Source organism: Nocardioides dongkuii (genome assembly GCF_014127485.1).
Classification (GTDB): Bacteria; Actinomycetota; Actinomycetes; order Propionibacteriales; family Nocardioidaceae; genus Nocardioides; species Nocardioides dongkuii.
In genome coordinates, this window is sequence record NZ_CP059903.1 from 4,016,732 (window position 1) to 4,039,445 (window position 22,714).

26 protein-coding genes are annotated in these 22,714 nt (G+C 75.5%); 19 read left to right on the plus strand and 7 right to left on the minus strand.

Annotation, left to right across the window (positions count from 1 at the left end; genetic code table 11):
* Nucleotides 1-7: 7 nt before the first annotated feature.
* Nucleotides 8-1,138, minus strand: a complete 1,131-nt coding sequence (locus tag H4O22_RS19445; RefSeq protein ID WP_182524939.1) for a ferredoxin reductase — start codon at nucleotides 1,136-1,138, stop codon at nucleotides 8-10.
* A gap of 100 nt (nucleotides 1,139-1,238) precedes the next feature.
* On the opposite strand from H4O22_RS19445, the gene H4O22_RS19450 reads away from it, so the two are divergent.
* The 5 genes from H4O22_RS19450 to H4O22_RS19470 all read left to right on the plus strand — a co-directional run bounded on the left by H4O22_RS19450 (nucleotide 1,239) and on the right by H4O22_RS19470 (nucleotide 6,112).
* Entirely contained in the window at nucleotides 1,239-2,435 is a 1,197-nt protein-coding gene (locus tag H4O22_RS19450) for a PucR family transcriptional regulator (RefSeq protein ID WP_182524940.1), read from the plus strand.
* Between the two features lie 4 nt (nucleotides 2,436-2,439).
* Nucleotides 2,440-3,780 (plus strand): MFS transporter, encoded by a 1,341-nt coding sequence (locus tag H4O22_RS19455; protein ID WP_182524941.1) that lies wholly within the window; start codon nucleotides 2,440-2,442, stop codon nucleotides 3,778-3,780.
* A complete protein-coding gene (locus H4O22_RS19460; RefSeq protein ID WP_244963035.1) occupies nucleotides 3,777-4,385 on the plus strand; it encodes a hypothetical protein in 609 nt (202 codons plus the stop codon). The genes H4O22_RS19455 and H4O22_RS19460 overlap by 4 nt, the downstream gene beginning before the upstream one ends.
* Nucleotides 4,386-4,490: 105 nt before the next feature.
* On the plus strand, nucleotides 4,491-5,123 hold the full coding sequence (locus tag H4O22_RS19465; protein WP_182524942.1) for a fasciclin domain-containing protein: 633 nt from the start codon (nucleotides 4,491-4,493) through the stop codon (nucleotides 5,121-5,123).
* 50 nt (nucleotides 5,124-5,173) lie between these two features.
* A complete protein-coding gene (locus tag H4O22_RS19470) occupies nucleotides 5,174-6,112 on the plus strand; it encodes an SGNH/GDSL hydrolase family protein (RefSeq protein WP_182524943.1) in 939 nt (312 codons plus the stop codon).
* On the opposite strand, the gene H4O22_RS19475 is transcribed toward H4O22_RS19470, so the two are convergent.
* Complete coding sequence (locus H4O22_RS19475; protein WP_182524944.1) at nucleotides 6,113-7,621, minus strand: amidohydrolase; 1,509 nt, start codon at nucleotides 7,619-7,621, stop codon at nucleotides 6,113-6,115.
* A gap of 62 nt (nucleotides 7,622-7,683) precedes the next feature.
* Here H4O22_RS19475 and H4O22_RS19480 point away from each other — a divergent pair, with 62 nt between their 5' ends.
* A complete protein-coding gene (locus H4O22_RS19480) occupies nucleotides 7,684-8,322 on the plus strand; it encodes a hypothetical protein (RefSeq protein WP_182524945.1) in 639 nt (212 codons plus the stop codon).
* On the opposite strand, the gene H4O22_RS20680 is transcribed toward H4O22_RS19480, so the two are convergent.
* A complete protein-coding gene (locus H4O22_RS20680) occupies nucleotides 8,319-9,755 on the minus strand; it encodes a serine/threonine-protein kinase (RefSeq protein WP_244963036.1) in 1,437 nt (478 codons plus the stop codon). The two genes, H4O22_RS19480 and H4O22_RS20680, sit on opposite strands and share 4 nt — an antisense overlap.
* Nucleotides 9,756-9,866: 111 nt before the next feature.
* Between H4O22_RS20680 and H4O22_RS19490 the strand changes: the two genes are divergently transcribed.
* The 6 genes from H4O22_RS19490 (at nucleotide 9,867) to H4O22_RS19515 (ending at nucleotide 15,939) form a co-directional block, all read left to right on the plus strand.
* Nucleotides 9,867-10,814 (plus strand): ABC transporter ATP-binding protein, encoded by a 948-nt coding sequence (locus H4O22_RS19490; RefSeq protein WP_182524946.1) that lies wholly within the window; start codon nucleotides 9,867-9,869, stop codon nucleotides 10,812-10,814.
* Nucleotides 10,811-11,620 (plus strand): ABC transporter permease, encoded by an 810-nt coding sequence (locus tag H4O22_RS19495; protein ID WP_182524947.1) that lies wholly within the window; start codon nucleotides 10,811-10,813, stop codon nucleotides 11,618-11,620. The genes H4O22_RS19490 and H4O22_RS19495 overlap by 4 nt, the downstream gene beginning before the upstream one ends.
* A gap of 63 nt (nucleotides 11,621-11,683) precedes the next feature.
* Nucleotides 11,684-12,250 carry an RNA polymerase sigma factor gene (locus H4O22_RS19500; protein WP_182524948.1) on the plus strand — a complete coding sequence of 189 codons (567 nt, stop codon included), beginning with the start codon at nucleotides 11,684-11,686 and terminating at the stop codon, nucleotides 12,248-12,250.
* On the plus strand, nucleotides 12,247-13,707 hold the full coding sequence (locus H4O22_RS19505; protein ID WP_182524949.1) for a M1 family metallopeptidase: 1,461 nt from the start codon (nucleotides 12,247-12,249) through the stop codon (nucleotides 13,705-13,707). The genes H4O22_RS19500 and H4O22_RS19505 overlap by 4 nt, the downstream gene beginning before the upstream one ends.
* Before the next feature lie 62 nt (nucleotides 13,708-13,769).
* On the plus strand, nucleotides 13,770-14,753 hold the full coding sequence (locus H4O22_RS19510; protein WP_182524950.1) for a Rossmann-fold NAD(P)-binding domain-containing protein: 984 nt from the start codon (nucleotides 13,770-13,772) through the stop codon (nucleotides 14,751-14,753).
* A 19-nt stretch (nucleotides 14,754-14,772) separates the two neighbouring features.
* Nucleotides 14,773-15,939 carry a glycosyltransferase gene (locus tag H4O22_RS19515; protein ID WP_182524951.1) on the plus strand — a complete coding sequence of 389 codons (1,167 nt, stop codon included), beginning with the start codon at nucleotides 14,773-14,775 and terminating at the stop codon, nucleotides 15,937-15,939.
* A gap of 15 nt (nucleotides 15,940-15,954) precedes the next feature.
* Here H4O22_RS19515 and H4O22_RS19520 read toward each other — a convergent pair whose 3' ends face one another.
* The gene (locus tag H4O22_RS19520) at nucleotides 15,955-16,671 is read right to left on the minus strand and encodes an aspartate/glutamate racemase family protein (RefSeq protein WP_227465653.1); all 717 of its coding nucleotides are present in this window, start codon (nucleotides 16,669-16,671) and stop codon (nucleotides 15,955-15,957) included.
* A gap of 80 nt (nucleotides 16,672-16,751) precedes the next feature.
* Between H4O22_RS19520 and H4O22_RS20810 the strand changes: the two genes are divergently transcribed.
* Nucleotides 16,752-17,648 (plus strand): LysR family transcriptional regulator, encoded by an 897-nt coding sequence (locus H4O22_RS20810; RefSeq protein ID WP_182524952.1) that lies wholly within the window; start codon nucleotides 16,752-16,754, stop codon nucleotides 17,646-17,648.
* Here H4O22_RS20810 and H4O22_RS19530 read toward each other — a convergent pair whose 3' ends face one another.
* The gene (locus tag H4O22_RS19530; RefSeq protein ID WP_182524953.1) at nucleotides 17,649-17,789 is read right to left on the minus strand and encodes a hypothetical protein; all 141 of its coding nucleotides are present in this window, start codon (nucleotides 17,787-17,789) and stop codon (nucleotides 17,649-17,651) included. It lies immediately after the preceding gene.
* 16 nt (nucleotides 17,790-17,805) lie between these two features.
* A complete protein-coding gene (locus H4O22_RS19535) occupies nucleotides 17,806-18,063 on the minus strand; it encodes a hypothetical protein (RefSeq protein ID WP_182524954.1) in 258 nt (85 codons plus the stop codon).
* 35 nt (nucleotides 18,064-18,098) lie between these two features.
* Between H4O22_RS19535 and H4O22_RS19540 the strand changes: the two genes are divergently transcribed.
* On the plus strand, nucleotides 18,099-18,473 hold the full coding sequence (locus H4O22_RS19540) for a PaaI family thioesterase (protein ID WP_182524955.1): 375 nt from the start codon (nucleotides 18,099-18,101) through the stop codon (nucleotides 18,471-18,473).
* Nucleotide 18,474: 1 nt separating this feature from the next.
* Here the strand turns inward: H4O22_RS19540 and H4O22_RS19545 are convergent, their stop codons facing one another.
* Nucleotides 18,475-19,452 (minus strand): helix-turn-helix transcriptional regulator, encoded by a 978-nt coding sequence (locus H4O22_RS19545; protein ID WP_182524956.1) that lies wholly within the window; start codon nucleotides 19,450-19,452, stop codon nucleotides 18,475-18,477.
* A 99-nt stretch (nucleotides 19,453-19,551) separates the two neighbouring features.
* Here H4O22_RS19545 and H4O22_RS19550 point away from each other — a divergent pair, with 99 nt between their 5' ends.
* The 5 genes from H4O22_RS19550 to H4O22_RS19570 all read left to right on the plus strand — a co-directional run bounded on the left by H4O22_RS19550 (nucleotide 19,552) and on the right by H4O22_RS19570 (nucleotide 22,714).
* A complete protein-coding gene (locus H4O22_RS19550; protein WP_182524957.1) occupies nucleotides 19,552-19,962 on the plus strand; it encodes a DUF1761 domain-containing protein in 411 nt (136 codons plus the stop codon).
* A gap of 61 nt (nucleotides 19,963-20,023) precedes the next feature.
* A complete protein-coding gene (locus tag H4O22_RS19555) occupies nucleotides 20,024-20,554 on the plus strand; it encodes a hypothetical protein (RefSeq protein WP_182524958.1) in 531 nt (176 codons plus the stop codon).
* 10 nt (nucleotides 20,555-20,564) lie between these two features.
* Nucleotides 20,565-20,915 carry an antibiotic biosynthesis monooxygenase gene (locus H4O22_RS19560; RefSeq protein ID WP_182524959.1) on the plus strand — a complete coding sequence of 117 codons (351 nt, stop codon included), beginning with the start codon at nucleotides 20,565-20,567 and terminating at the stop codon, nucleotides 20,913-20,915.
* 21 nt (nucleotides 20,916-20,936) lie between these two features.
* A complete protein-coding gene (locus H4O22_RS19565) occupies nucleotides 20,937-21,746 on the plus strand; it encodes an SDR family oxidoreductase (RefSeq protein WP_182524960.1) in 810 nt (269 codons plus the stop codon).
* A 5-nt stretch (nucleotides 21,747-21,751) separates the two neighbouring features.
* On the plus strand, nucleotides 21,752-22,714 hold the full coding sequence (locus H4O22_RS19570; protein WP_182527245.1) for a haloalkane dehalogenase: 963 nt from the start codon (nucleotides 21,752-21,754) through the stop codon (nucleotides 22,712-22,714).

Sequence of the window (22,714 nt, forward strand, 5' to 3'; positions counted from 1 at the left end):
GGGGGAGTCAGTGGTCGATGGCGCACGCGCCGGCGGCGGCGCTGATGCAGGTCTGGATGGGGACGCCCTGGGGGCCGGTCTCGCCGGGGACGGCGGTGGTGATCGCGCCGTTGCGGAGGTCGCGGACGGCGCCCTCCCGCATCGGCAGCACGCAGCCCATGCAGATGCCCATCCGGCAGCCGCTGGGCATCAGGACGCCGGCCGCCTCGGCCGCGTCGAGGATCGGGGTGGCGCCGTCGGCCTCGAGGACGGTGCCGGAGGTGAAGGTGACCGTGCCGCCCTCACCCGCGTCGGCCCCCGCGGCGATCGAGGGGCGGAACCGCTCGGTGGTGAGCCGGAGACCGCGGGCGACGTGGTGCTCCTCGAGCGCGTCGAGCAGGCCGGCCGGGCCGCAGGCGTAGGTGAGCCGCTGGTCGAGGTCGGGCACCAGCGCGTCCAGCCCGTCCTCGGGGTGGGCGACGTCGAGCAGGCCGTGCTGGTCGTCGTACCGCTCGATGAGCGTGATCCGCCCGGCCGCGCCCAGCGCCCGCAGCTCGTCGCGGAAGATCGCGGCCGACTCCGAGGGGTTGACGTGCACGAGCACGATGTCGGTCGCGGGCGCCTCGGCCTTGGAGAAGAGGTTGCGCAGCATGCCGATCACCGGGGTGATGCCGGAGCCGGCGGTGACCAGCAGCAGCCGCTCGGGCAGCGGCTGCGGGAGCACGAACTCGCCCTCGGGCTGCGCGAGCTGGAGCAGCTGGCCCGGGCGGGCGCGGTGCACGAGGTAGCCGGAGACGACGCCGTCCGGGATCGCCTTGACGGTGATGCTGATGCAGCGGTCGCGCCGGCGGCCGTGGGTCAGGGAGTAGGTGCGCCAGAGGCGGACGCCGTCGACGTCGACGCCGACCCGGACGTACTGGCCGGGCACGTGGCCGGACCAGTCGCGGCTGGGCTTGATGACGATCGTCGCCGACTCGGCGGTCTCGGGCACGACCTCCACGATCTTGCCGCGCAGCTCGGTGCCGGCGCGGAGCGGGTGGAACTGGTCGAGGACGTCGTCGATCTCGAGGGGCGTCACGGCCGCCTCGGCGACGCGGCGCAGCAACCCCTTGACCGAGCGGGACGCCGGGGGTCCGCTCGGCACAGCAGTCGCAGTCATGTTCCCTACTGTCCTGCATTGACGGCGTAAAGTCCTGACCGGTCCGGATGAACCGGGCGCCCCTTCTTGTTCGGTGGAGACAAAAGGATCGGAGGCTGTGATGGCTCGACCCACCCCGCGGCGTACGGCGGGCCACGGACTGCGGCTGCCCGCCCCCGCGGTCGCGATCATGCGCGGCCAGCTCCCGGACGTCGCCGAGCACGTGGTCGCCGCCATCATCGAGGAGATCCCGAGCTACACCGACGCGTTCAGCGGCCCGATGGGCGAGACCATCCGCAACGCCGTCGAGATGGCGCTCGGCGGCTTCCTCTCGCTCGCCAGCGGCCGGCGCGGCGCGGACCTGCGCACCCCGGCCGCGCCGGCGGTCGAGGGCGCCTACCAGCTCGGCCGCGGCGAGGCCCGGAGCGGGCGCACCACGGACGCGCTGCTCGCGGCGTACCGGATCGGGGCGCGGGTGTCGTGGCGGGAGATGTCGAGCACCGCGGTCGCCAACGGCATCGACGGCGACGTGCTGGCGGCGTTCGCGGAGCTGGTCTTCGCCTACATCGACGAGCTCTCCGCGGCGAGCGTCGCCGGCCACGACGACGAGTCCGCGACGTCGGGGCGGGTGCGGCAGCGGCTGCGGGAGCGGCTGGCCCAGCGGCTGCTCGACGGCTCCTCGGCCGAGGCGGTGCTGGAGTCCGCGGAGCGCGCCGGGTGGGACCCGCCCCGCACGCTCACCGCCGTCCTCGTCCCCGCGGCGCAGGTGCGGCCGGTGCTGGCCGCGCTCTCCCCCGACACCCTGGCCGTCCCCGACGTCCCCGGCCTGGAGGACGACGCGCTGCTCCTGGTCCCCGACGCGCACGGCCGGCGCCGCGGCCCGCTGCTGCGCGCGCTGCGCGACCGGGCCGCGGTCGCCGGGCCGGCGCGGCCCTGGGAGCAGGTGCGCGCGTCGTACGACCGGGTACGACGGGCGCGGTTCCTCGGCCTCGAGCTGGACACCGAGACGCACCTGCCGGAGCTGGTGCTCACCGCCGACCCCGAGGCGCTGGCCGACCTGCGCTCGCGGGCGCTGGAGCCGCTCGCCGAACTGCGCCCCGCGACCGCGGAGAAGCTCGAGGAGACCCTGCGCGCCTGGCTGCTGCACCTCGGCCGTCGTGAGGAGGTCGCCGACGCCCTGTTCGTGCACCCGCAGACCGTGCGCTACCGGATGGGACAGCTGCGCGAGCTGTACGGCGACCGGCTCGACGACCCCGGGACCGTGCTGGCCCTGACCCTCGCCCTCGGGGTCCGGCCCGCCCGCCCCCTGCCAGGATGACCGGGTGCGACGCGCTGCAGGTCCTCTGCTCGCCCTGACCGTGGCGCTGGTGCTCGCGGACTCGGCCGTGGTCACCCTGGCCCTGCCCGACATCCTCGTGGAGCTGGACGCCTCGGTCGCCCAGGTCGCGTGGGTGCTGATCTCGTTCAACCTGGTGCTGGGGCTCGGCGCGGTGCCGACCGCGGCGGGGCTCGCCCGGGCCGATCCGCGGATCTTCGCCGCGCTCGGGATCGCGGTGTTCGCGGGCGCCTCCGCCTGGTGCGGGGTGGCGGGCTCGATCGACGTCCTGATCGCCGCCCGGTGCGTGCAGGCGGTCGGCGGCGCGCTGGCGCTCCTGGGGTGCCTGGAGCTGATGGTCGCGGAGTGGGGCGAGCGCCGCGGGGTGGCCGTCTGGGTCGCGGCCGGCGTGGTCGGCACGGCCGCCGGGCCGGTGGCGGGCGGGCTGCTCACGGAGGCGTTCTCGTGGGAGGCGATCTTCTGGGTGCAGGTGCCGTTCGCGGCGCTGGCGGTGCCGGCGGCGCTCGCCGTCCGCGCCGCGCCGGTGGACCCGCCGGACCGGCACCCCCCGGCCGTGCGCCCCAACCTGACCCTCGCCCTGCTGTCGGCGGCGCTCACGGCGGCGCTGTTCCTGCTGGTGCTGCTGCTGGTCCAGGGCTGGAGCCGGTCCCCGGCCACCGCGGCCCTCACCGTGTCGGTCGTGCCGGTGGCCGCCCTCGCCGCACGCCCGCTCGCGCGCCTGCTGCGGCCCTCGGCGGAGGTCGAGGTCGCGGTCGGCTGCTTCCTGGTCGCCGGGGGGCTCGCCGGGCTCGCGCTCCTCCCGTCGGCCCACCTCGGCTGGACGGTCGCACCGCAGGCGCTCGTGGGGCTCGGGCTCGGCCTCACCATGGACCGGCTCACCGCCCAGGCGATGGAGCTGCGCCTGCCGCGGGCCCGGCACGCCGGCTGGACCATCGGGGCGCGGCACCTCGGCGTGGTCGTGGGGCTGGCGATCCTGACGCCGGTGTTCACCGCGGACCTGCGCGCGGCCGAGGTGCCGGCCCAGGAGGCGATCACGTCGCTGGTCATCGACGCGCCCCTGCCGGTCGAGGACAAGATCGCGCTCGCGGAGGGTCTCGGCGAGGAGCTGGTGCAGCAGCAGGGCCGGATCCCCGACCTGCACCGCGCCTTCACGACGCTGGACCTGGACCCGGACGAGCGCCGGGCGGCGGACACCCTCGAGCGCGCGCTCGACTCCCAGCTGGAGCGCGCCGCCACGTGGGCGTTCCGCGACTCGTTCCTCATCGGCGCCGGGCTCGCGCTCGTCGCGCTGCTCACCGTCCTCGCGCCCCGGCGGAGACGCCCGTGACCCGCGGGGGGAGCGCCGGCATGGTCGGGCTCGCGCTGGCGCTGGTCGGCGGCGTGCTCGCGGTCCAGCTCGCCCACGGCGGCGGCACGTTCGAGCCGCTCCGCGTGGCCGACCCGTGCGTGGTCCGCGAGGTCACCTCGCAGTCCGACGGCATCGAGGGGCTCACCGAGCGGCTGGTGCTGATCGGGGTCGACGAGGCCGCCTGCGAGCTGGGCGTCAGCCGCGAGACCCTCACCCTGGAGCTCGGTCGGGGCGGGGAGCCCACCGACGCCGAGGTCACGGCCCTGCACGACGGGCTGGTCGCCGCCGTACGCCGGATGAAGGACGACGGCACCCTGCCGCCCGCCTCCGAGCTGGTCGACGAGGCGCTGGACTCCGCGGACCTGAACCGCTTCCTCGAGGCCGCGCTCCGGGCGCTGCCGGACTCGCTCGTCGACGCCGCCCTGAAGACCGACGACGTGCTCGTCCGGGCCATCGACGACCTCGACCTCCGCCAGGTCCTCGCGGACCTCGACGACCAGGACCGCCTCGAGGAGCAGGTCGAGGCGGCGGTCACCCGGGCCGTGCAGGACTCGCTCGCCGACCGGGTCCGCGACCTGGTCTGACGCGGTCGCGAAAAAAGATCGGGAACGCACCAATCCATACGCCCGGGGGTGTCGAAACACGTCACAGAGCGACCCCGCTCCACACCGAACACCCCAGGAGGAACGATGAACACGCGCATCACCACCGGTCTCGCCGCCCTCGCGACCATCGCGCTCGCGGCCACCGGCATCGCCCCCGCCCAGGCGGACTCCGCCGAGCGCCAGGACGGGCGGCGCAGCCTGGCCACCGTCCTCGCCGAGGACGGCACCAAGCTGGACAAGAACTGGAAGGACTTCGACATCGTGGAGCAGGCGGTCCTCGCCGTCCTCGCGGAGAAGCCGCACAGCCCCGTGGGCCTGCTCACCCAGGGCGGCAAGCGCGCGACCGTGTTCGTGCCCACCGACGGGGCGTTCCGGTTCCTCGTCAAGGGCCTGACCGGCAAGTCCCCGGCCACGGAGCGCGCGACGCTCAAGGCCGTCACCTCGGTCGCCGACGTCGACACCCTCGAGACCGTGCTGCTCTACCACGTGATCGCCGGCAAGACGCTGCCGTCGGGCAAGGTGCTGGACGCCGTCGGCTCGAAGGTGACCACCGCCCAGGGCGGCAAGATCAAGATCACCCTGCGCCAGGGCAAGGTCACCCTCGTCGACCGCGACAAGGACGCCCAGAACGCCCAGGTCGTCGTCCTGGACATCAACAAGGGCAACAAGCAGATCGGCCACGCCGTCAACCGGGTGCTGCGCCCGGTCGACCTCTGAGCCGAGCGTCAGTCCGCGGCGGTGGCGGGTCCGGTCCGTACCTTTGCCCCATGAACCGGACCCGCCGCCGTCCCCGGGTCGCGGCCCTCGTCGTCCTCGGCGGCCTGGTGCTGGCGGGGTGCTCGACGTCGTCCGACGAGCCGGCCGCCGAGCCCAGCACCGCTGAGTCCAGCACCGCCGAGTCCTCCGCCGAGCCGAGCGCCACCGCCGTGCCCGAGGGCCCGAGGTACGTCGCGCTCGGCGACTCCTACACCTCCTCGCCGCTCATCTCGGAGCAGGCCACGGAGGACGGCTGCCTGCGCTCGTCGACGAACTACCCCGCGCTGGTCGCCGGGGAGCTCGGCGCCGAGCTCACCGACGTCAGCTGCGGCGGGGCGGAGACCACGCACGTGACCGCGCCGCAGCCCACCCTCACCGGCACCGTGCCGCCGCAGCTCGACGCGGTGGGCGCCGACACCGAGCTGGTCACGATCGGCCTCGGCGGCAACGACCGGGGCGTCTTCAGCCGGTTGATCGGGTGCACGCAGCAGCGCGCGGCCGACCCGGAGGGGTCGCCGTGCCTCGACGCCCTCGGCCCCGAGGGCGTCGCGACCCTGGAGCAGGACGTGGCGGCCACCGGCCCCGCGCTGACCGCGGTGATCGAGCAGGTGCGGGAGCGCGCGCCGGACGCGGAGATCGTGGTCGTGGGCTACCCGCGGTTCGTCCCCGACGAGGGCGCCTGCCCCGACCTGATGCCGCTCGCCACCGGCGACGTGCCGTTCCTGGCCGACCTCAACGAGCAGCTCGCGGACGTCCAGGCCGAGGCGGCCCGCGCCGCGGGCGCGACGTACGTCGACGTGTACGCCGCCAGCGCCGGCCACGACGTCTGCTCCGCGCAGCCCTGGGTCAACGGCCAGCAGACCGTCCCGGGCACCGCGCTCGCGTTCCACCCCCTCGCCGCCGGCCAGCAGGCCGTCGCCGACCTGGTGCTGGAGGCCGTGGCGGGGTAGTCAGACCGCGTCGTGGACGACCCGGCCGTCGACCACGGTGAGGGCGACCCGCATCCCGCGGAGGACGGCGGCGGCGGCGACGGTGTCGGGAGCGTCCCGGGCGAGCGGGTCGGCGTCGAGGAGGACCAGGTCGCCGCGGGAGCCGACGGCGACCGTGGGCCGGCCGTCGACCGAGGCGGCGAAGGCCTCGCGGGGGGTGATCGCCTGCTCGGCGTGCCAGGCCTCGCGCTCGTCGCCGCTGCGGTGCACGGCGGCGGCCATCGCCAGCCACGGGTCGAGCGGCGAGACGGGGGCGTCCGAGCCGAGCGCCAGCGTGACGCCGGCGTCCAGCATCCACCGGAACGCGAAGCAGCGCTCGGCGCGGTCGGGCCACACCTTCTCGGTCAGGTCGCGGTCGTCGAGCAGGTGGGCGGGCTGCACGCTGCCGCGGATGCCGAGCTCGGCCATCCGGCGTACGTCGTCGCGGCCGACGACCTGCGCGTGCTCGATCGAGCCGCGCGCCCCGGTCTCGGCGTACGCCGCGAGCGCGTCGGCCACCGCGGCGTCGCCGATGGCGTGGGTCGCGACCTCGAGCCCGGCGCCGTGCGCGCGGGCGAGCAGCCGGCGCAGCTCCTCGGGCGGCTGGTTGGGCTGGCCGCAGGGGTACTCGAGGCGGCGCGCGTCGGCGTACGGCTCGCAGCACCACGCGGTGCGGGTGTTCAGCGAGCCGTCGCTGATGATCTTCAGCGGGCCCATGGTCAGCAGCGGGTCGCCGGCGAGCGGGTCGCCGGTGCGCAGCCCGGCCTCGATGACGTCCTCCAGCGTGTCGGCGTACGTCGCCCACCGCACCCGGAGCGTGTCGCAGCCCTGGTGCCACCGCTCGGTCCAGCCGTCGCGGCTCGCGCCGAACTCGAAGTCGGCGAGCCCGACCACGCCCACCGCAGCGGCCCGCGCGAGCGTGCCCCGGTAGGCCTTCGGGGACGTGCCGTCGTTGCCCACGAGCGTGGCGAGGCGCGGGTAGGCGGCGAACCACTCGGTCTCCCGCACGACGGAGTCGCGCACCGGCATCGCGAGGTGCATCAGCGCGGTGGTGTTGAGCCAGGCGTGGTGGCCGTCGCCGCTGATCAGCACGACCGGGGTGTCGCCGGAGACCGCGTCGAGCTCGGAGACCGTGACGTCGCGCTCCCAGCCGCCGGCGCGGTGCCCCCACCCGATCACCGGCACGCCGGGGTGCGCGGCGACCCGGGCGGCCACGCGCCCGACCACCTCCTCCGGCGTCCGCGCCCCGGCGAGGTCGAGCCGCTGCGAGGCGAGCGTCCACTGCGCGAGGTGGACGTGCTGGTCCCACAGGCCCGGCGCCAGCCAGCGGCCGCCGGCGTCCACCTCGTCGACCCCCGGCGGCCGGTCCAGCCGCACGCCGACGGCGGTCACGGTGCCGTCCTCGACCAGGACGTCGACCGGGGCGTCCGGCACCAGCGCGCCGGTCTCCACCGGCACCAGGCGCGCGTCGCGCAGGACAAGGCTGCTCACGCCGCGAACGCTAGGACAGCGAGGAGCCCGGCGTACACCCGGCACCCACTACGGTGTCGGCCATGACGGCGCGCGGGCTCGTGGCGGCGCTCGCGCTGGCGCTCGTCGGCCTCGCGGCGGGGTACGGCGTGGGCGCGCTGCGAGGCGGGGAGCCGGGCACGATCCCGGTCGCCGCGCCGCTGCCCGCGGCCTCCCCGGCGTACCCCCGCGACCCCGAGGTCACCGTCCGCCCGGACCCCGACTTCCCGACCCTGGAGCGCAACCTCCCGGTGCGGCCGGTGCGCCTGGGGGAGCCGCCGTTCGACCTGCGGCTGCTCGTCCCGCGCGGGTGGATCCGCTCGGACGCGACGATGGGCGCCTCGCAGTGGTACCCGCCGCCGGGGCCGGACCTCACCGAGAACACCTACTTCCTGCGCGTCCGGTTCGTGGCGAGCCTGTTCACCGGCGTCGAGGAGGCCCGCGACGCCCGGATCGAGGCGCTCGGCAGCGCGAGCGGCATCAGCGAGCTCGACGTCGAGTCGCGCAGCGCGGACACGTTCGTCGCGACGTACGTCTCCGAGGGCTACCGGCGGGTGACCATGGAGCGGTTCGTGACCGACGGCCGCAGCGGCAACGCGTTCGCCTCGATCGCGGTGATCGGGCGCGAGGAGGACCGCGACGGGCTCACCAGCCTGCTCGAGGCGGTGACCAGCACCCGCTAGAGGCCGTGCGTCTCGACGCTGTCGAGCACCCGGTTCGCGGTGGCGGTGTCGGCGCTGCGCACCTGCACCCAGAGCAGCCGGTTGGCGGCCACCTGCACCACCCGTTCGGCGGTGACGCCGCCCGGGCAGTCGGTGTGCATGACCGTCGTCGACGGCTGGTCGCCCTCGTCGGTGACCGGGCCGCCGGTGGTCCCGCACTCGGGGTGGCCCGGCAGCTGCTCGGGCAGCGCGTCCCCCGGCATCAGGCCGACGAACACGCCCTCGCCGCGGCGCTCCGGGTCGGCCCAGTCCCGCGTGCTCCCGACCGACAGCGCGGGGTAGCCGGCGCCGTCCTGCGGGGCGTCCCACCCGTCGTCCGCCACCGCCCGGTGCCAGTCGGGCGGGACGACCACGCTGAGGTAGCCGGACGCGTCGGCGACCTCGACGTGGGGGTCCGTCCGCGCGTCCTCCGCCGCCAGCCCGCCCGCGACGCCCGCGGCCAGCGCCGCCACGCCGACGACGGCCGGCACCCAGCGGCGGCGGCGCGCGGGCGCGGTGGGCAGGGTGCGCGCGGGCCGCGCGATCGGCTGGGTGAGCTCGGGGTCGACCGGCAGCCAGGGGCCGCCGGTGTCGCCGGCACCGGCGGCCGCGGGCCCGAGCGCGGCGGCCAGCGCGTCGACGTACGACGCCACGTCGGGCCAGCGCTCCTCGCGGTCCGCGGCGAGCGCGCGGCGGACCACCGCGTCGACCTCGGGCGGGAGGGGCCGGCCCGGTGAGGTCAGGGGTGGCGGCGGGCCGGGGCGGGCCGCCGCGGCCAGGCTGGCGTGGGCGTACGGCGCGCGGCCGGCGAGCAGCAGGTAGGTCAGCGCGCCCAGCGAGTAGAGGTCGGCGCGCGCGTCGAGCGGCTCGCCCTGCGCCTGCTCCGGCGCCACGAACGACGGCGTGCCCGCGACCATGGTCAGCCGCGAGGACACGTCCAGCGCCTTGCCGAGCCCGAGGTCGGCGACCATCGCGCGCACCGTGCCGTCGACGGTGCGGAACAGCACGTTCGCCGGCTTCACGTCGCGGTGCAGGATGCCGCGCCGGTGCAGCGCGGTGAGCCCGGCGCCGACCTGGCGGACCACCTCGAGCGCCTGGCCGGCGGTGAGGCCCTCGACCTCGAGCCGGTCCGCGAGCGTCCCCTGGTCGGCGTACGTCATCACCAGGTAGGGGCGGCCGTCCTCGAGCTCGCCGGCGTCGAAGACCTGCACGACGTGCGGGGACTCGACGCGGCGCAGGTAGCGGCCCTCCTCGAGGAAGCGGCGCCGCACCTGGTGGTCCTCGGTCCAGTTGTCGGCGAGCACCTTGACCGCGACCGGCGCGTCGAGCTGCTCGTCGTAGGCCAGCCAGACGGTGGCGAAGCCGCCGGCGCCGATCCGCCGGCGCACGGCGTACCGGCCGAGGCGGCTGGGCATGGACACCCGCTCAGTATGGCGACCCTGAGACGACTCAGGGGTGTGGACAGGGGTCGGACCAGCGTCGTTCCCCGATGTGGCGGGGGTCGCCCCGGCGACAGGCTGAGGCCCATGATCACGGTCGAGAACCTCACCAAGCAGTACGGCGGATTCACCGCCGTCGACGACGTCACCTTCACGGCGCGACCCGGTCGCGTCACCGGCTTCCTGGGGCCCAACGGCGCCGGGAAGTCCACCAGCATGCGGGTCATGGTCGGGCTCACGCCGGCCACGTCCGGCACCGCGCACGTGCTCGGGCGCCGCTTCGCCGAGCTGCCGAACCCCGGCCTCGAGGTCGGCGTGCTGCTCGACGCCTCCGCCCAGCACGCCGGGCGCACCGGCCGCGAGATCCTCACCGTCGCCCAGCGCACCATGGGCCTCCCGGCCCGCCGGGTCGACGAGATGCTCGAGCGGGTCAGCCTCACGCCGACCGAGGCGGGCCGCCGGGTCCGGCACTACTCCCTCGGCATGCGGCAGCGCCTCGGCATCGCCACGGCCCTGCTCGGCGAGCCGGAGGTGCTGGTGCTCGACGAGCCCGCCAACGGCCTCGACCCGGCCGGCATCCGGTGGATGCGCGACCTGCTGCGGAGGTACGCCGACGCGGGCGCCACCGTGCTGCTCTCCAGCCACCTGCTGCACGAGATCGAGGTGATCGCCGACGACCTCGTGGTGATCGGGCAGGGCCGGGTGGTCGCGCAGGGCACCAAGGCCGAGCTGCTGGCCTCCGCCGGCACGCTGGTCCGCACCCGCGCGGTCCCCGACCTCACCCGCGCGCTCACGGCGTCCGGCCTCACCCCCGTCCCCAGCGGCGCGACCAGCGGCCAGGACGCGCTGCGCGTCGACGCCGACCCCGAGGTCGTCGGCAAGGTCGCGCTCGAGGCGGGTGTCCCGCTCGTCGAGCTGCGCGCCGCCGAGGGCGCGGGCCTCGAGGAGATGTTCCTCGAGCTCACCGCCGAGACCCAGCGCGAGTCCGCGTCCACCACGTCCGCCGGCACCACCACGCAAGGAGCAGCAGCATGAGCACCGCCGTCCTCGACCAGGAGGTCGCCGCCCGTCCGGCGCGGCCGGCCCCCGCCCCCATCCCGATGTCCCGGCTCGTCTCGGTCGAGCTGCGCAAGTCCCTCGACACCCGCTCCGGCTTCTGGCTGCTCGCCGGCGTCGGGATCGCCGCCGTGCTGGCGACCGCCGCAACCATCGCGTTCGCGCCCGACGACCAGATCACCTACGACAGCTTCGGGGCCGCCATCGGCATCCCGATGGCCGTGCTGCTGCCGATCATCGCGATCCTCTCGATCACCAGCGAGTGGAGCCAGCGCAGCGGGCTCACGTCGTTCACGCTGGTCCCGCACCGCGGGCGGGTGGTCGCGGCGAAGCTCGCCGTGGCCCTCGGCATCGGCGTGACCTCGATGGTGGTCGCGCTCACCGTGGGCGCGCTGGGCAACGTGCTCGGCGCCGCGATCGTGGGCGTCGACCCGGTCTGGGACATCGAGGCCACCAGCCTCGCCACGCTGGCGCTGTTCCAGATCCTCAACATGCTGATCGGCTTCACGCTGGGCGTGCTGTTCCGCAGCTCGGCCGTCGCGATCGTCGGCTACTTCGTCTTCAGCTTCGTCCTGGTGACCCTCACCGAGGTGCTCGCCGCGACCCAGCAGTGGTTCGCCGACCTGCGGCCCTGGGTGGACTTCAACTTCGCGCAGGGCGCGCTCACCGACGGCGCGTCGATGACCGGCGAGCACTGGGCGCAGCTCGGCGTGACCGGGTTCGTCTGGGTGGTCCTCCCCCTGGCCGCTGGGCTCTGGGGCGTGCTGCGCTCCGAGGTGAAGTAGCCGGCTCCCCCTCCCCGTCCCCGCCGGCCCGTAGGCTGCGCGCGGACAGGGAGGGGTGCTGCCATGACGGCCGAGGGGCTGGGTCCCGACGAGATCGACGCGCTGGCCCACCGGGCACGCGACGGCGACCGCGACGCGCTCGAGGGGCTGCTCGCCGCGGTCCGGCCGCGGGCGCTCGCTGTCTGCCGGGGCGTGCTCCCGCACCTCTCGGACGCGGAGGACGCCTGCCAGGAGGCGCTGCTCAACATCGCCACCAAGATCGGCTCCTGGAGCGGGCGGGGGCGGTTCACCACCTGGATGCACGTGGTCGCGCTCAACAGCGCCCGCTCGGCGTACCGCCGGATGCGGAACCAGGCGGTCGCCGCCGACCCGCAGGCCCACGGCCCGCTCGAGCGGCCCGACCCCCGCACCACCAGCGTCATCGCCGGCACCCGCCTCGACCTGCTCGAGGCGATGGAGACCATCGAGCGCGACCACCCCCAGTTCGTGGAGCCGCTGCTGCTGCGCGACGTCTACGGCCTGCCGTACGACGAGATCGCGCGCCACCTGGACGCGCCGCTGGGCACCGTCAAGGCGCAGGTCCACCACGGCCGCAAGCTGGCCCGCCCGCTGCTCCGGGGCTCGGAGTGAGGGCCGCGCCGCTCCTCGCGGCCGCGGTGCTCGCCGGGAGCCTGGTCGCCGGCTGCAGCTCCGACGCCGACGAGCCGGAGGCCTCCCCGGCGCCCGGGGCACCGGTCTCGCCGTCCGGCTCGTCCGAGGCGCCGACGGGTGGCCTCGACCTCGCGGTGAACGAGCCGGTCGAGGACCGGGTCTACCCCGACGTCGGCGACCCCTCGGTCGACGCCCTGCACTACGACCTGACCCTCGACTGGGACCCCGAGGCGTCGGTGCTGCGCGGCGAGGAGACGCTGACCTTCCGCGCGACGACGACCGGCGACCGCTTCCAGCTCGACCTCGGCGAGCCGCTGGAGGTCGAGGAGGCGACCCTCGACGGCGAGCCGGTCGAGGTCGAGCACGACGGCAAGGACCTGGTGGTCCTCGCGCCGGTCGAGGCCGACACCCGCCACGAGCTCGCGCTGACCTACGCCGGCACCCCCGAGCCGACGCCCGCCCCCACCACCCGCACCGACTTCGACAGCACCGGCTGGCAGACCACCCGCCGCGGCGAGACGTGGACGATGCAGGAGCCGTACGGCGCGTTCACCTGGTACGCCGTCAACGACCACCCCTCCGACAAGGCGCTCTACGACTTCACGATCACGGTGCCCTCGCCCTGGGTCGGTGTCGCGAACGGCGAGCTGCGCTCGCGCACCGACGAGGACGGCGTCACCGAGACCCGGTGGCACCTCGCCGAGCCCGCCGCGTCGTACCTCGTCACCGTGGCGACCGGGCCGTTCCTCGTGCAGGAGCACGAGTCCGCGAGCGGCGTGCCGCTGACCTACTGGACCCGCGAGGGCCAGGCGAAGTACGCCGCGGCGGTCCGCGAGACCGCCGCCGGGCTCGACTGGCTCGAGGAGCGGCTGGGCCCCTACCCGTTCGACACCCTCGGGATCGTCGTCGTGGACGGCGACAGCGGCATGGAGACCCAGACGATGATCACGCTGGGCGACAACGACTACGCCACCTCCCCCGAGGTGCTGGTGCACGAGATGGCGCACCACTGGTACGGCGACCAGGTGACGCCGCGCGACTGGCGCGACGTGTGGATGAACGAGGGCATGGCCATGTACCTCCAGGGCGTGTGGACCGCGGAGGACACCGGCACCAGCGTCGAGCAGGTGATGGACGCCTGGGCGGTCGAGGAGCCGACGTACCGCGCGGAGTCCGGCCCGCCCGCGGCGTACGACCCGCGGACGTTCGGCGAGGGCAACATCTATTACGGCCCGGCGCTGATGTGGCACGAGCTGCGCGAGCGGGTCGGCGACGAGGAGTTCTGGGCGATGGTGCGCGCCTGGCCGGCGTCCCGCGACAACGGCCACGGCAGCCGCGACGAGTACCTCGCCTGGATCGAGGAGCAGACCGGCGAGGAGCTCACCGCGTTCTTCGACGACTGGCTGCTCGGCGAGACCACGCCGTCCCGCGACTGAGGCCCGTCCGCCCACAGCGAAGTCCCTTGCCCCGCCTGCGGCGGGTCGGCGAGGCTCGGGACATGAGGCTCCTGGTGCTCGGCGGAACGGTCTTCCTCTCCCGCGCGGTCGCGGAGGAGGGGGTACGCCGGGGGCACGACGTGGTCTGCGCGTGCCGCGGGGCGTCCGGGTCGGTCCCGGACGGGGCGCGGCACGTCGAGGTCGACCGCACCGGGCCGCTGCCCGTGGAGCTGACCGGGTTCGACGCCGTCGTCGACGTGGCGCGGCAGCCGTCGTGGGTGCGCCGCGCGGTCGAGCGGCTGCCGGACGCCCACTGGGTGTTCATCTCGACGATCAACGTCTACGAGGACGAGTCCACGCCCGGCGGCCGGCCCGGCACCCTCCCGCTGCGCGAGCCGGTCCACGAGGACCGCGACCTCGCGAGCGACCCGGACGCCTACGGCCCGATGAAGGTCGCCTGCGAGCGGCTGGTGACCGACGGCGTCGCGAGCGCGATGGTGGTCCGGCCCGGGCTGATCGTCGGGCCCGGCGACCCGACGGGCCGGTTCAGCTACTGGCCGGCCCGCCTCGGCGCTGCCGCGGAGCGGCCCGAGGTGCTGGCGCCCGGCGACCCGGCCGACACCGTGCAGGTCGTCGACGTCCGCGACCTCGCCACCTGGATCGTCGACAGCGCCGAGCAGCGGCGTACCGGCGACTTCGACGGCGTCGGCCCGGTCCTGCCGATCGCCGAGCTGCTGACCCAGGTCGCCGAGGGCGTCGGCGCCGCCCCGACCTGGACCTGGGTGCCCCAGGGCGCGTTGGAGGCGCAGGGGGTCGAGCCGTGGGACGGCCCGCGGTCGGTCCCGCTGTGGCTGCCGCGGCCGGCGTACGACGGGCTGACGGCGCACGACGTCACCCCGTCGCTGGAAGCCGGGCTGCGGATCCGCCCGCACGCCGAGACCGCGCGCGACACGCTGGCCTGGCTCCGCGCCACCCCGGACGCCGTCGTCACCGGCCTCACCGCCGAGGAGGAGGCCGAGGTGCTGGGGGCTGTTCCCCGGCCCTGAGCGGTGGGACGCTGACGGGATGCGCGTGCTCGTCGCCAGCACCGCGGGCTCCGGCCACTTCGGCCCGCTCGTCCCGGTGGCCCGCGCCTGCGTCGAGGCCGGCCACGAGGTGGCGGTCGCCGCGCCGGCGTCGTTCGCGGACGAGGTCACGCGTGCCGGGTTCGCCCACCGGCCGTTCGCCGACGTCCCCGGCGAGGTCATCGGTCCGGTGATGGGCCGGCTGCCGTCCCTGTCCCTCGACGAGGCCAACCGCACGGTGGTCGCCGAGATCTTCGGTCGCCTCGACGCGCGGGCGGCGCTGCCGGGCGTGACCGCGACCCTCGAGGAGTGGCGTCCCGACCTCGTGGTCCGCGAGCCGGGCGAGCTGGGCTCCCTCGCCGCCGCGCTCGCTCGCGGCGTCCCGCACGCGGTCGTCGCCGTCGGGGTCGCCGCGATGACGGCCCGGATGGGCGCGCTCCTGCCCGAGCCGCTGGCCGAGCTCGACGCGGTCGCCGGCCTCGCTCCGGGCTCCTGCGAGGCGGCGTTCCACGGAGCGGCGACCTTCACCAGCGTGCCGGCCGTGCTGGACGGCGTGCGCGCCGGGACCGCGCCCGGCCGGACCCCGCAGCGCTACCGGGAGCCCGCCGACCCGGGCGCCGGCCGCCTCCCGGAGCCGTGGGGGGACCCGGAGGACCCACTGATCTACGTCACCTTCGGATCCGTCGCCGCCGCGATCCCGCACTTCGCCGGGATCTACCCGGCCGTCCTCGCCGCGCTCGCCGACCAGCCGGTGCGCGTCCTGCTCACCACCGGGCACGGTGCCACGGCGGACTCGCTGTCGGCCCCGCCGAACACCTGCGTCCGGCCGTGGTGGCCGCAGGCCGACGTCCTCCCGCACGCGGCGGCGGTGGTCGGGCACGGTGGCTTCGGCACCACGATGGCGGCGTTCGCGGCGGGCGTCCCGCAGGTCGTGCTGCCGCTCTTCGCGATGGACCAGTTCATCAACGCCGAGCACGTGGCGGCCCTGGGCGCCGGCCTCGCACTGCCGGGACCGGACGCACTGCCCGACCTGCCGGCGGCGGTCCGCCGGGTGCTGGGCGACGACCGGTACCGCTCCGCGGCTCGGGCGGTCGCGGACGAGATGGCCGCGCTGCCGCCCGTCTCCTCGATGGTCCCGCTCCTCGCGGAGGTCGCGGGACGGACCTGACGCGCGCCCTCCCGGTCAGGCGACCGTGAGCTCGCCGAGCGCCACCCGGCCCAGCTCGCGGGCGTGCACCTCGGCGCTGTCGATGAGCGGCAGCGGGCTGTCCTCGGGGCTGACCAGCAGCCCGATCTCGGTGCAGGCGAGCACCACGGCCTCGGCGCCCTGGTCGGCGAGCCCGCGGATGACGTCGACGTACGCCGTGCGCGAGGCGTCCCGCACGATCCCCTGGGTGAGCTCGTCGAAGACGATCGTGTCGACGGCCTCCCGCTCGGCGGCGCCGGGCACGACCGCGGCCACCCCGTGGCGGGCCAGCCGGTCGGCGTAGAACGACTCCTCCATCACCCAGCGGGTGCCGAGGATGCCGAGCGTCCCCCAGCCGTGCCGGCCCGCCTCGGCCGCGACCGCGTCGGCGATGTGCAGCAGCGGCACGTCGATCGCGGCCTCGACCTGGGGCGCGACCTTGTGCATCAGGTTGGTGCAGATCGCGACCGCGGTGGCGCCGCCGCCGACGCAGCGCCGGCCCGCCTCGGCGAGCAGCTCCGCGGCGCCGTCCCAGTCACCGCGCACCTGGCAGTCGCGGACCTCCGCGAAGTCCAGTGACTGCAGGGCGATCCGGGCGGACGCGTGCCCGCCGCGTGCGGCGGCGACCACCTCGTTGATCACCCGGTAGTACGTCGCGGTCGAGTGCCAGCTCATCCCGCCGATCAGGCCCACGGTCTCCATGCGTGTCTCCATGCCCACCATGCTGCGTCGCGCGCCGCCTCGTAGGTAGCCTGAGATTGCCGAGGGCGGCCCCCAGCGCTTCTAATGGCTGGATGGACCCCCGCCGCGTGCTGCTGTTCCGGACCGTCGCCCGGTCCGGGTCGCTGAGCGCCGCGGCCCGCGAGCTGGGGACCACCCAGTCCGCGGTCAGCCAGCAGCTGCAGCAGCTCGAGCGCGAGGTCGGCGGGCCGCTGCTGGTCCGCACCACCCGCGGCACCCGACCGACCGAGGCCGGGACCGCCCTGCTGGCACGCGCGGAGGTCGTGCACAGCGCGCTGCACCTGGCCCGCGAGGAGCTCGGCGCGCTCGCCGACCTGCGCGCCGGCACCGTCCGGCTCGCGGCGTTCCCGTCGGCGGCGGCGACGCTGGTGCCCCCCGCCGTCCGCGCCCTGCACGACGACCACGAGGGCGTGCAGGTGACGCTGGTGGAGACCGAGCCGCCCGAGGCCTGGGCCGGGGTACTCGCCGGCGACGTCGACGTGGCGCTGGTCTTCGGGTACGACGGCCCGCCCGCCGACGACGGGTCGCTGGCCTGGGTGCCGCTCGGCGCCGAGCCGATGCACCTGGTGCTCCCCGCCGACAGCGACGCCCCGGCCCGGGTCGGGCCGGCGTGGCTCGCGGAGCAGGGATGGGTCGCCGGGTGCGAGCGCTGCCGCCAGCACCTGGTCGCGAGCTGCCGGGCCGCGGGGTTCGAGCCGCGGCTGCTGCACGAGAGCGACGACTACGTGGTCGTGCAGAACCTCGTCGCGCACGGCCTCGGCGTCACGGTGCTCCCCCAGCTCGCCCTGACCGCGTTCCGCCACTCGGGCGTCGACGTACGCCGCGCGGCCGGGTTCGGCGAGCGCCACGTCGGGATGGTGCACCGCCCCGGCGCGGAGGGCGTCCCCGCCATCCGCGCCCTGATGGAGCGGCTGCAGGCCGGCGCCCGGCTCGGGCTCAGCCCCGGCTGATCAGCCCTGGCTGATCCCGGTGCCCTCGGCGGCGTCGGCCTCCGCGGCCAGCCCGTCGCCCTCCGCCTCGGCGTCCAGCTTCTCCTGGTTCTCGGCGATCTCCTGCTGCTCCGGCTCGCGCTCGCTGCTCGTCTCACTCATGTCGGACCGGTACCCATCAGGCGCGGTCGTGGTCCGAGACGGCCGTAGGTCGGGGCCACCGCGCCAGCTCCGCGCGCACCCCACGCTCCAGCTGCCAGATCCCCAGGACGGCCATCCCCACCGCGACGTACGCCGCCGCCGGGTCGTCGTCGGCCACCGTGCCCAGCGCGTGGGCGACGACGAGCATCGCCAGCCCGGTGAGGATCGCGTACCAACCCGGGGTGAGCACGCCGCGCGACAGCAGCGCGGAACCGATCGCGCGCAGCCTCGACATGGGGGTCACCGTACGCCGCTGGGTACCGACCCCGCGTGACAAACGACGCGCACGACTTCCTCTCCCTCATCGGCGCCCAGGACCCGGAGGCCGCGGACGGCCGGGCCACCCTCGAGATCGAGGTGGACGAACGGCACCTCAACCCCGCGGGCACCGTCCACGGGGGACTGCTCGCCACCCTGGTGGACACCACGATGGGCGCCGCCATCCGGAGCGCCGTGGACGACGAGACCCCGGCCACCAGCCAGCTCACCGTCACCTACCTGCGGCCCGGCAAGCCCGGCCGCCTGGTCGTGACCGCCACCGTCAGCAAGCGGGGAGAGTCGCTCACGGTGTGCGAGGCCGACGTGGAGCAGGACGGAAAGTCGCTCGTGCACGCCCTGGCCACCTTCGCCCTGCTGGGGTCCTGACTCACCCCGGCTGCGCTGCGCGCGCCGAGCGCCGGGCCAGGACGCCGAACGCCTCCCGCAGCGCCGGCGGGCCCACCACGGTGAGGTCGGCGTCGAAGCGGGCCAGGGAGGCGGCCAGCGCCGCCCAGGACCAGGACCCCTGGACGAGCCGGGTGCGGCCGGGGCCGGCGGCCTCGGCGACGCCGTCGCCGACGAACGGGCGGACCTCGTCCAGCGCCAGGTCGAGGACCACCTCGCCGGTGCACGGCCACCGGGGATCCGTCTCGGAGCCCCGGAACCGGGCGGTCACGAAGGTGGTGACGTCCCCGCCCGGGAGCTCCCGAGGGGCGAAGCGCGGCCCGGTCGGGACGCGGGGCGTGATCCGGTCGGCGCGGAGGGTGCGCCACGCGACGCGGTCGAGGTCCCACGCGACGAGGTACCAGCGGCCGCGCCAGGTCACGAGGTGGTGCGGCTCGACCCGGCGCGGGTCGGGGTCGCCGCCCGGCGCGGCGTAGTCGAGCCGCAGGACCTCGCGGGCGTGGACCGCGGCACCCAGGGCGAGCAGCACCTCGGGGTCCACCCCGGCGGTCGCGCCGCGCGGGGGCTCGACGACAGTCAGGGGCAACAGGTCGAGGCGGCGCCGCAGTCGCGCGGGCAGCACCTGGCGGACGGTCGTGAGCGCGCGCAGCGCCGCCTCGCCCACGGCGTCCCCGAGGCCCGCCCCGGTGGTCGCGGCGAGCTGGAGAGCCACGGCCAGGGCGACCGCCTGGTCGTCGTCGAAGAGCAGCGGCGGGAGGTCGGAGCCCGCGGCGAGCCGGTAGCCGCCGTCGGGCCCCTTGACGGCCGCGATCCGGTAGCCGAGCTCGCGGAGCCGGTCGATGTCGCGCCGCACGGTCCGCGGGCTCACGGCGAGCCGCTCGGCAAGGACGTCGCCGGGCCAGTCACGGCGGGCCTGCAGCAGGGAGAGCAGGGCGAGCAGCCGTCCGGAGGTCGTGAGCATGCCGCCCATCCTGGCCCAAGTAGCGGTCACAACCTGTCCTCTACCTCGTCCAGGCTGGACCTCGAGCGGCCACGGTGGTCGCGGAGATGGAGCTCCCCCGTGTTCAACGTCCTCGGTGACATCAACTGGCTGGCCTACGTCCTCGCCGCCGTCGCGTCCGTCCTGCTCGCCGGCGTCTGGTTCGCCGTCGTGATCACCAAGCCGTACGCCGTCGCGCTCGGGCGCGAGGGCGCGCCCCCGCCCGCGACGACCCCGGTCTCCGCGGCCGGACCGGTCGTCTGCCAGCTGGTCACCCTGCTCACCACCGCCGTGCTCGTCGAGGCCCTGGACCTCACGTCCCTCGGCGACGCCGTCGCCCTCGGCCTGATGGTGGGGGTCGGCTACCTGAGCGCGATGGCCTTCCAGATCGCCATCAACCCGAACGTCCCCCGGCCGCTGCTCTACGGCGCCGTCAACGCGCCGTTCTTCGTCGTGACCTCGGTGCTCAGCGCGGCGATCCTCGCTAGCTGATGGTCGACGGCCATGGCGATCCCCGGCCCTGACGGGTGAGACTCCGTTATCGTCCCGACGCGTGAGAGTCGCCGTGGCCGTGGCCGTCGCCGTGCTGGCGGTCCTCGTCGGCGCCGTCTCGTTCCTGCGATGGTGGACGCACCCCACCGTCTTCGGGGGTCTCGGGGACTCCTTCGCCACGTCGGGGCCGCGCCCCGTCGCCGACGCCGCCCTCTCCACGACCGTGGTCTTCCCCCGGGTCGACGGCGAACCGGAGACCGTGACGATCGACCGCGCCGAGGCGGTCTTCGCGGCCAACACGGCGGAGGCCACCGTGTCCTTCTCCATCTGCCACCTCGGAGCCGACGAGGACCCCATCGGCTCGGTCGACCGCCCCGAGAAGTACTGCGCGGACGTCGTGCCCCTCGAGCCGGGAGCGAGGTTCCGCCACGGCGTACCCGACAGCGACTACCTGTTCGCCACCATCGCGCCCACCCGGGCCGGCGTCGCGCACCTCGCGGAGATCGAGCTCACCTATCAGCGGGGCGCCGGCCACCTCTACCAGCGCGGCACCGAGACGATCCGCGTGGACCGCAAGGTCACCGCCGAGTAGGAGAGCGACCATGATCCTGCGACGTTGGCGAGGGGCCGTGCGGGCGGAGGACGCCGAGGCCTACCTCGCGCACCAGGGCGAGACGGGGGTGCGTGACTACCGCGCCACCCCGGGCAACCTCGGCGTCCTGGTGCTGCGGCGCCCGGTGGGCGAGCTCGTCGAGGTGATCACGCTGTCCCTGTGGGCCTCGATGGACGACGTCCGCCGGTTCGCGGGCGACCGGCCGGAGGTGGCCGTCTTCTACCCCGGCGACGACGACCTCCTCGTCGAGAAGGATCCGCACGTCGACCACTACGAGGTGACGGACGTCGACCTCGATCCCCGCCTCCGCGCGGACACAAGCGCCGACTCGCCGAACTAGAACGCGTTACAGTCCCCGGCCATGAGGACGTACGTCGTGACCGGGGCCGCGTCGGGGATCGGGGCGGCCACCACGGTGCTGCTGCGCGAGCAGGGCGGCCGGGTGATCACCGTCGACCAGCGCAACGCCGACGTGGTCGCCGACCTGGCCACCGCGGACGGCCGGGCGGCGGCGGTCGCCGGCGTCCAGGCGCTGACCGACGTGGTCCACGGGCTGGTGCCGGCCGCCGGGATCGGCGGGTTCACCGGCGTCGACTCGGCGCTGGTGGTGTCGGTGAACTACTTCGGCGCGCTCGCGCTGGTGCGCGGGCTGCACCAGCAGCTCGCGGCGGCCGCGGACGACGGCGGCGCGGGGGTCGTCCTGCTGGCCTCGAACTCGATCACCGGCATGCCGGGCTGGGAGGCCTCGGTGGCCGGCCACTGCCTGCGCGACGACGAGCCCGCCGCTCGGGAGGCCGCGAGCCGGGTCGACTCGGTGATGGTCTACCCGGCGACGAAGGCGGCGCTGGCCTGGTGGGCGCGGCGCGAGGGCGTCACCGAGCACTGGATCGGCCACGGCATCCGGCTCAACGCGGTCGCCCCCGGCATGGTCACCACCCCGATGAGCGACCAGCTGCGGGCGGACCCGGTGCTGGGCCAGTTCGCCGACACCTATCCCACCGCCGTCGGCCGGCCCGGCCGGCCCGAGGAGATCGCCGCGCCGATCGCGTTCCTGCTCTCCGCGGCGGCCTCGCTCGTGGTCGGCGCGGTGCTGTTCGTCGACGGCGGCACCGACGCGATCCTGCACCCGGTCTCCCCGGAGGGCTGGCAGGTCGGCCCGATCGAGGCGTGAGCACGATGACCGACGTCGTACGGACCCCTGACGAGCGCTTCGCCGGCCTGCCGGGCTACGCCTTCGCGCCGCACTACGTCGAGGTCGAGGCCGAGGGGCTCGACCCGCTGCGGATGCACCACCTCGACGAGGGCCCGGCCGACGGCCCCGTCGCGCTGCTGCTGCACGGCCAGCCGACCTGGTCCTACCTCTACCGCAAGGTCGTCCCGGTGCTCGTCGAGGCCGGCGTCCGGGTGATCGCCCCGGACAACATCGGCTTCGGCCGCTCCGACAAGCCGACCCGGACCACGGCCTACACGCTGGCCCGGCACGTCGCGTGGACCCGCAGCCTGGTGACCGCGCTCGACCTGCGCGACGTCACGCTCGTCGCCCAGGACTGGGGCGGCCCGATCGGCCTCAGCGTCCTGGCCGCGGAGCCGGACCGCTTCGCCCGCGTCGTCGCCGCGAACACGATCCTGCACACCGCGGACCCCGCCCTCGCCGACCGGCTGACCTGGGCGGTGCACGGCGCCGGGGAGTCGCGGGTGGTGATCGAGGAGGCGCTCCTCGACTACCTGCTGCACACCCAGCGCGCGCCCGAGCTGCGCGCCAGCGACTTCGTCGGCGCGGCCACGGTGCACCCACTCCCTCCCGAGGTGCTGGCGGCGTACGACGCCCCGTTCCCCGACGCCCGGCACACCGCGGGGCTGCGCCAGATGACCGCGCTGCTGCCGCTGACCCGCAACGACGTGGGCGCCCGGATCGGCCGGCGGACGATGCGGGCGCTGGAGTCCTTCGACCGGCCGTTCCTCACCTGCTACTCCGACGGCGACCCCGCGACCCGCGGCTGGGAGACGGTCTTCCAGGAGCGCGTCCCCGGCGCCCGTGGCCAGCGGCACGTGGTCCTCCCCGACGCCGGTCACTTCCTCCAGGAGGACGCCGGCGAGCGGCTCAGCCGCGTGGTGGCCGACGTCATCGCCGCCACCTGA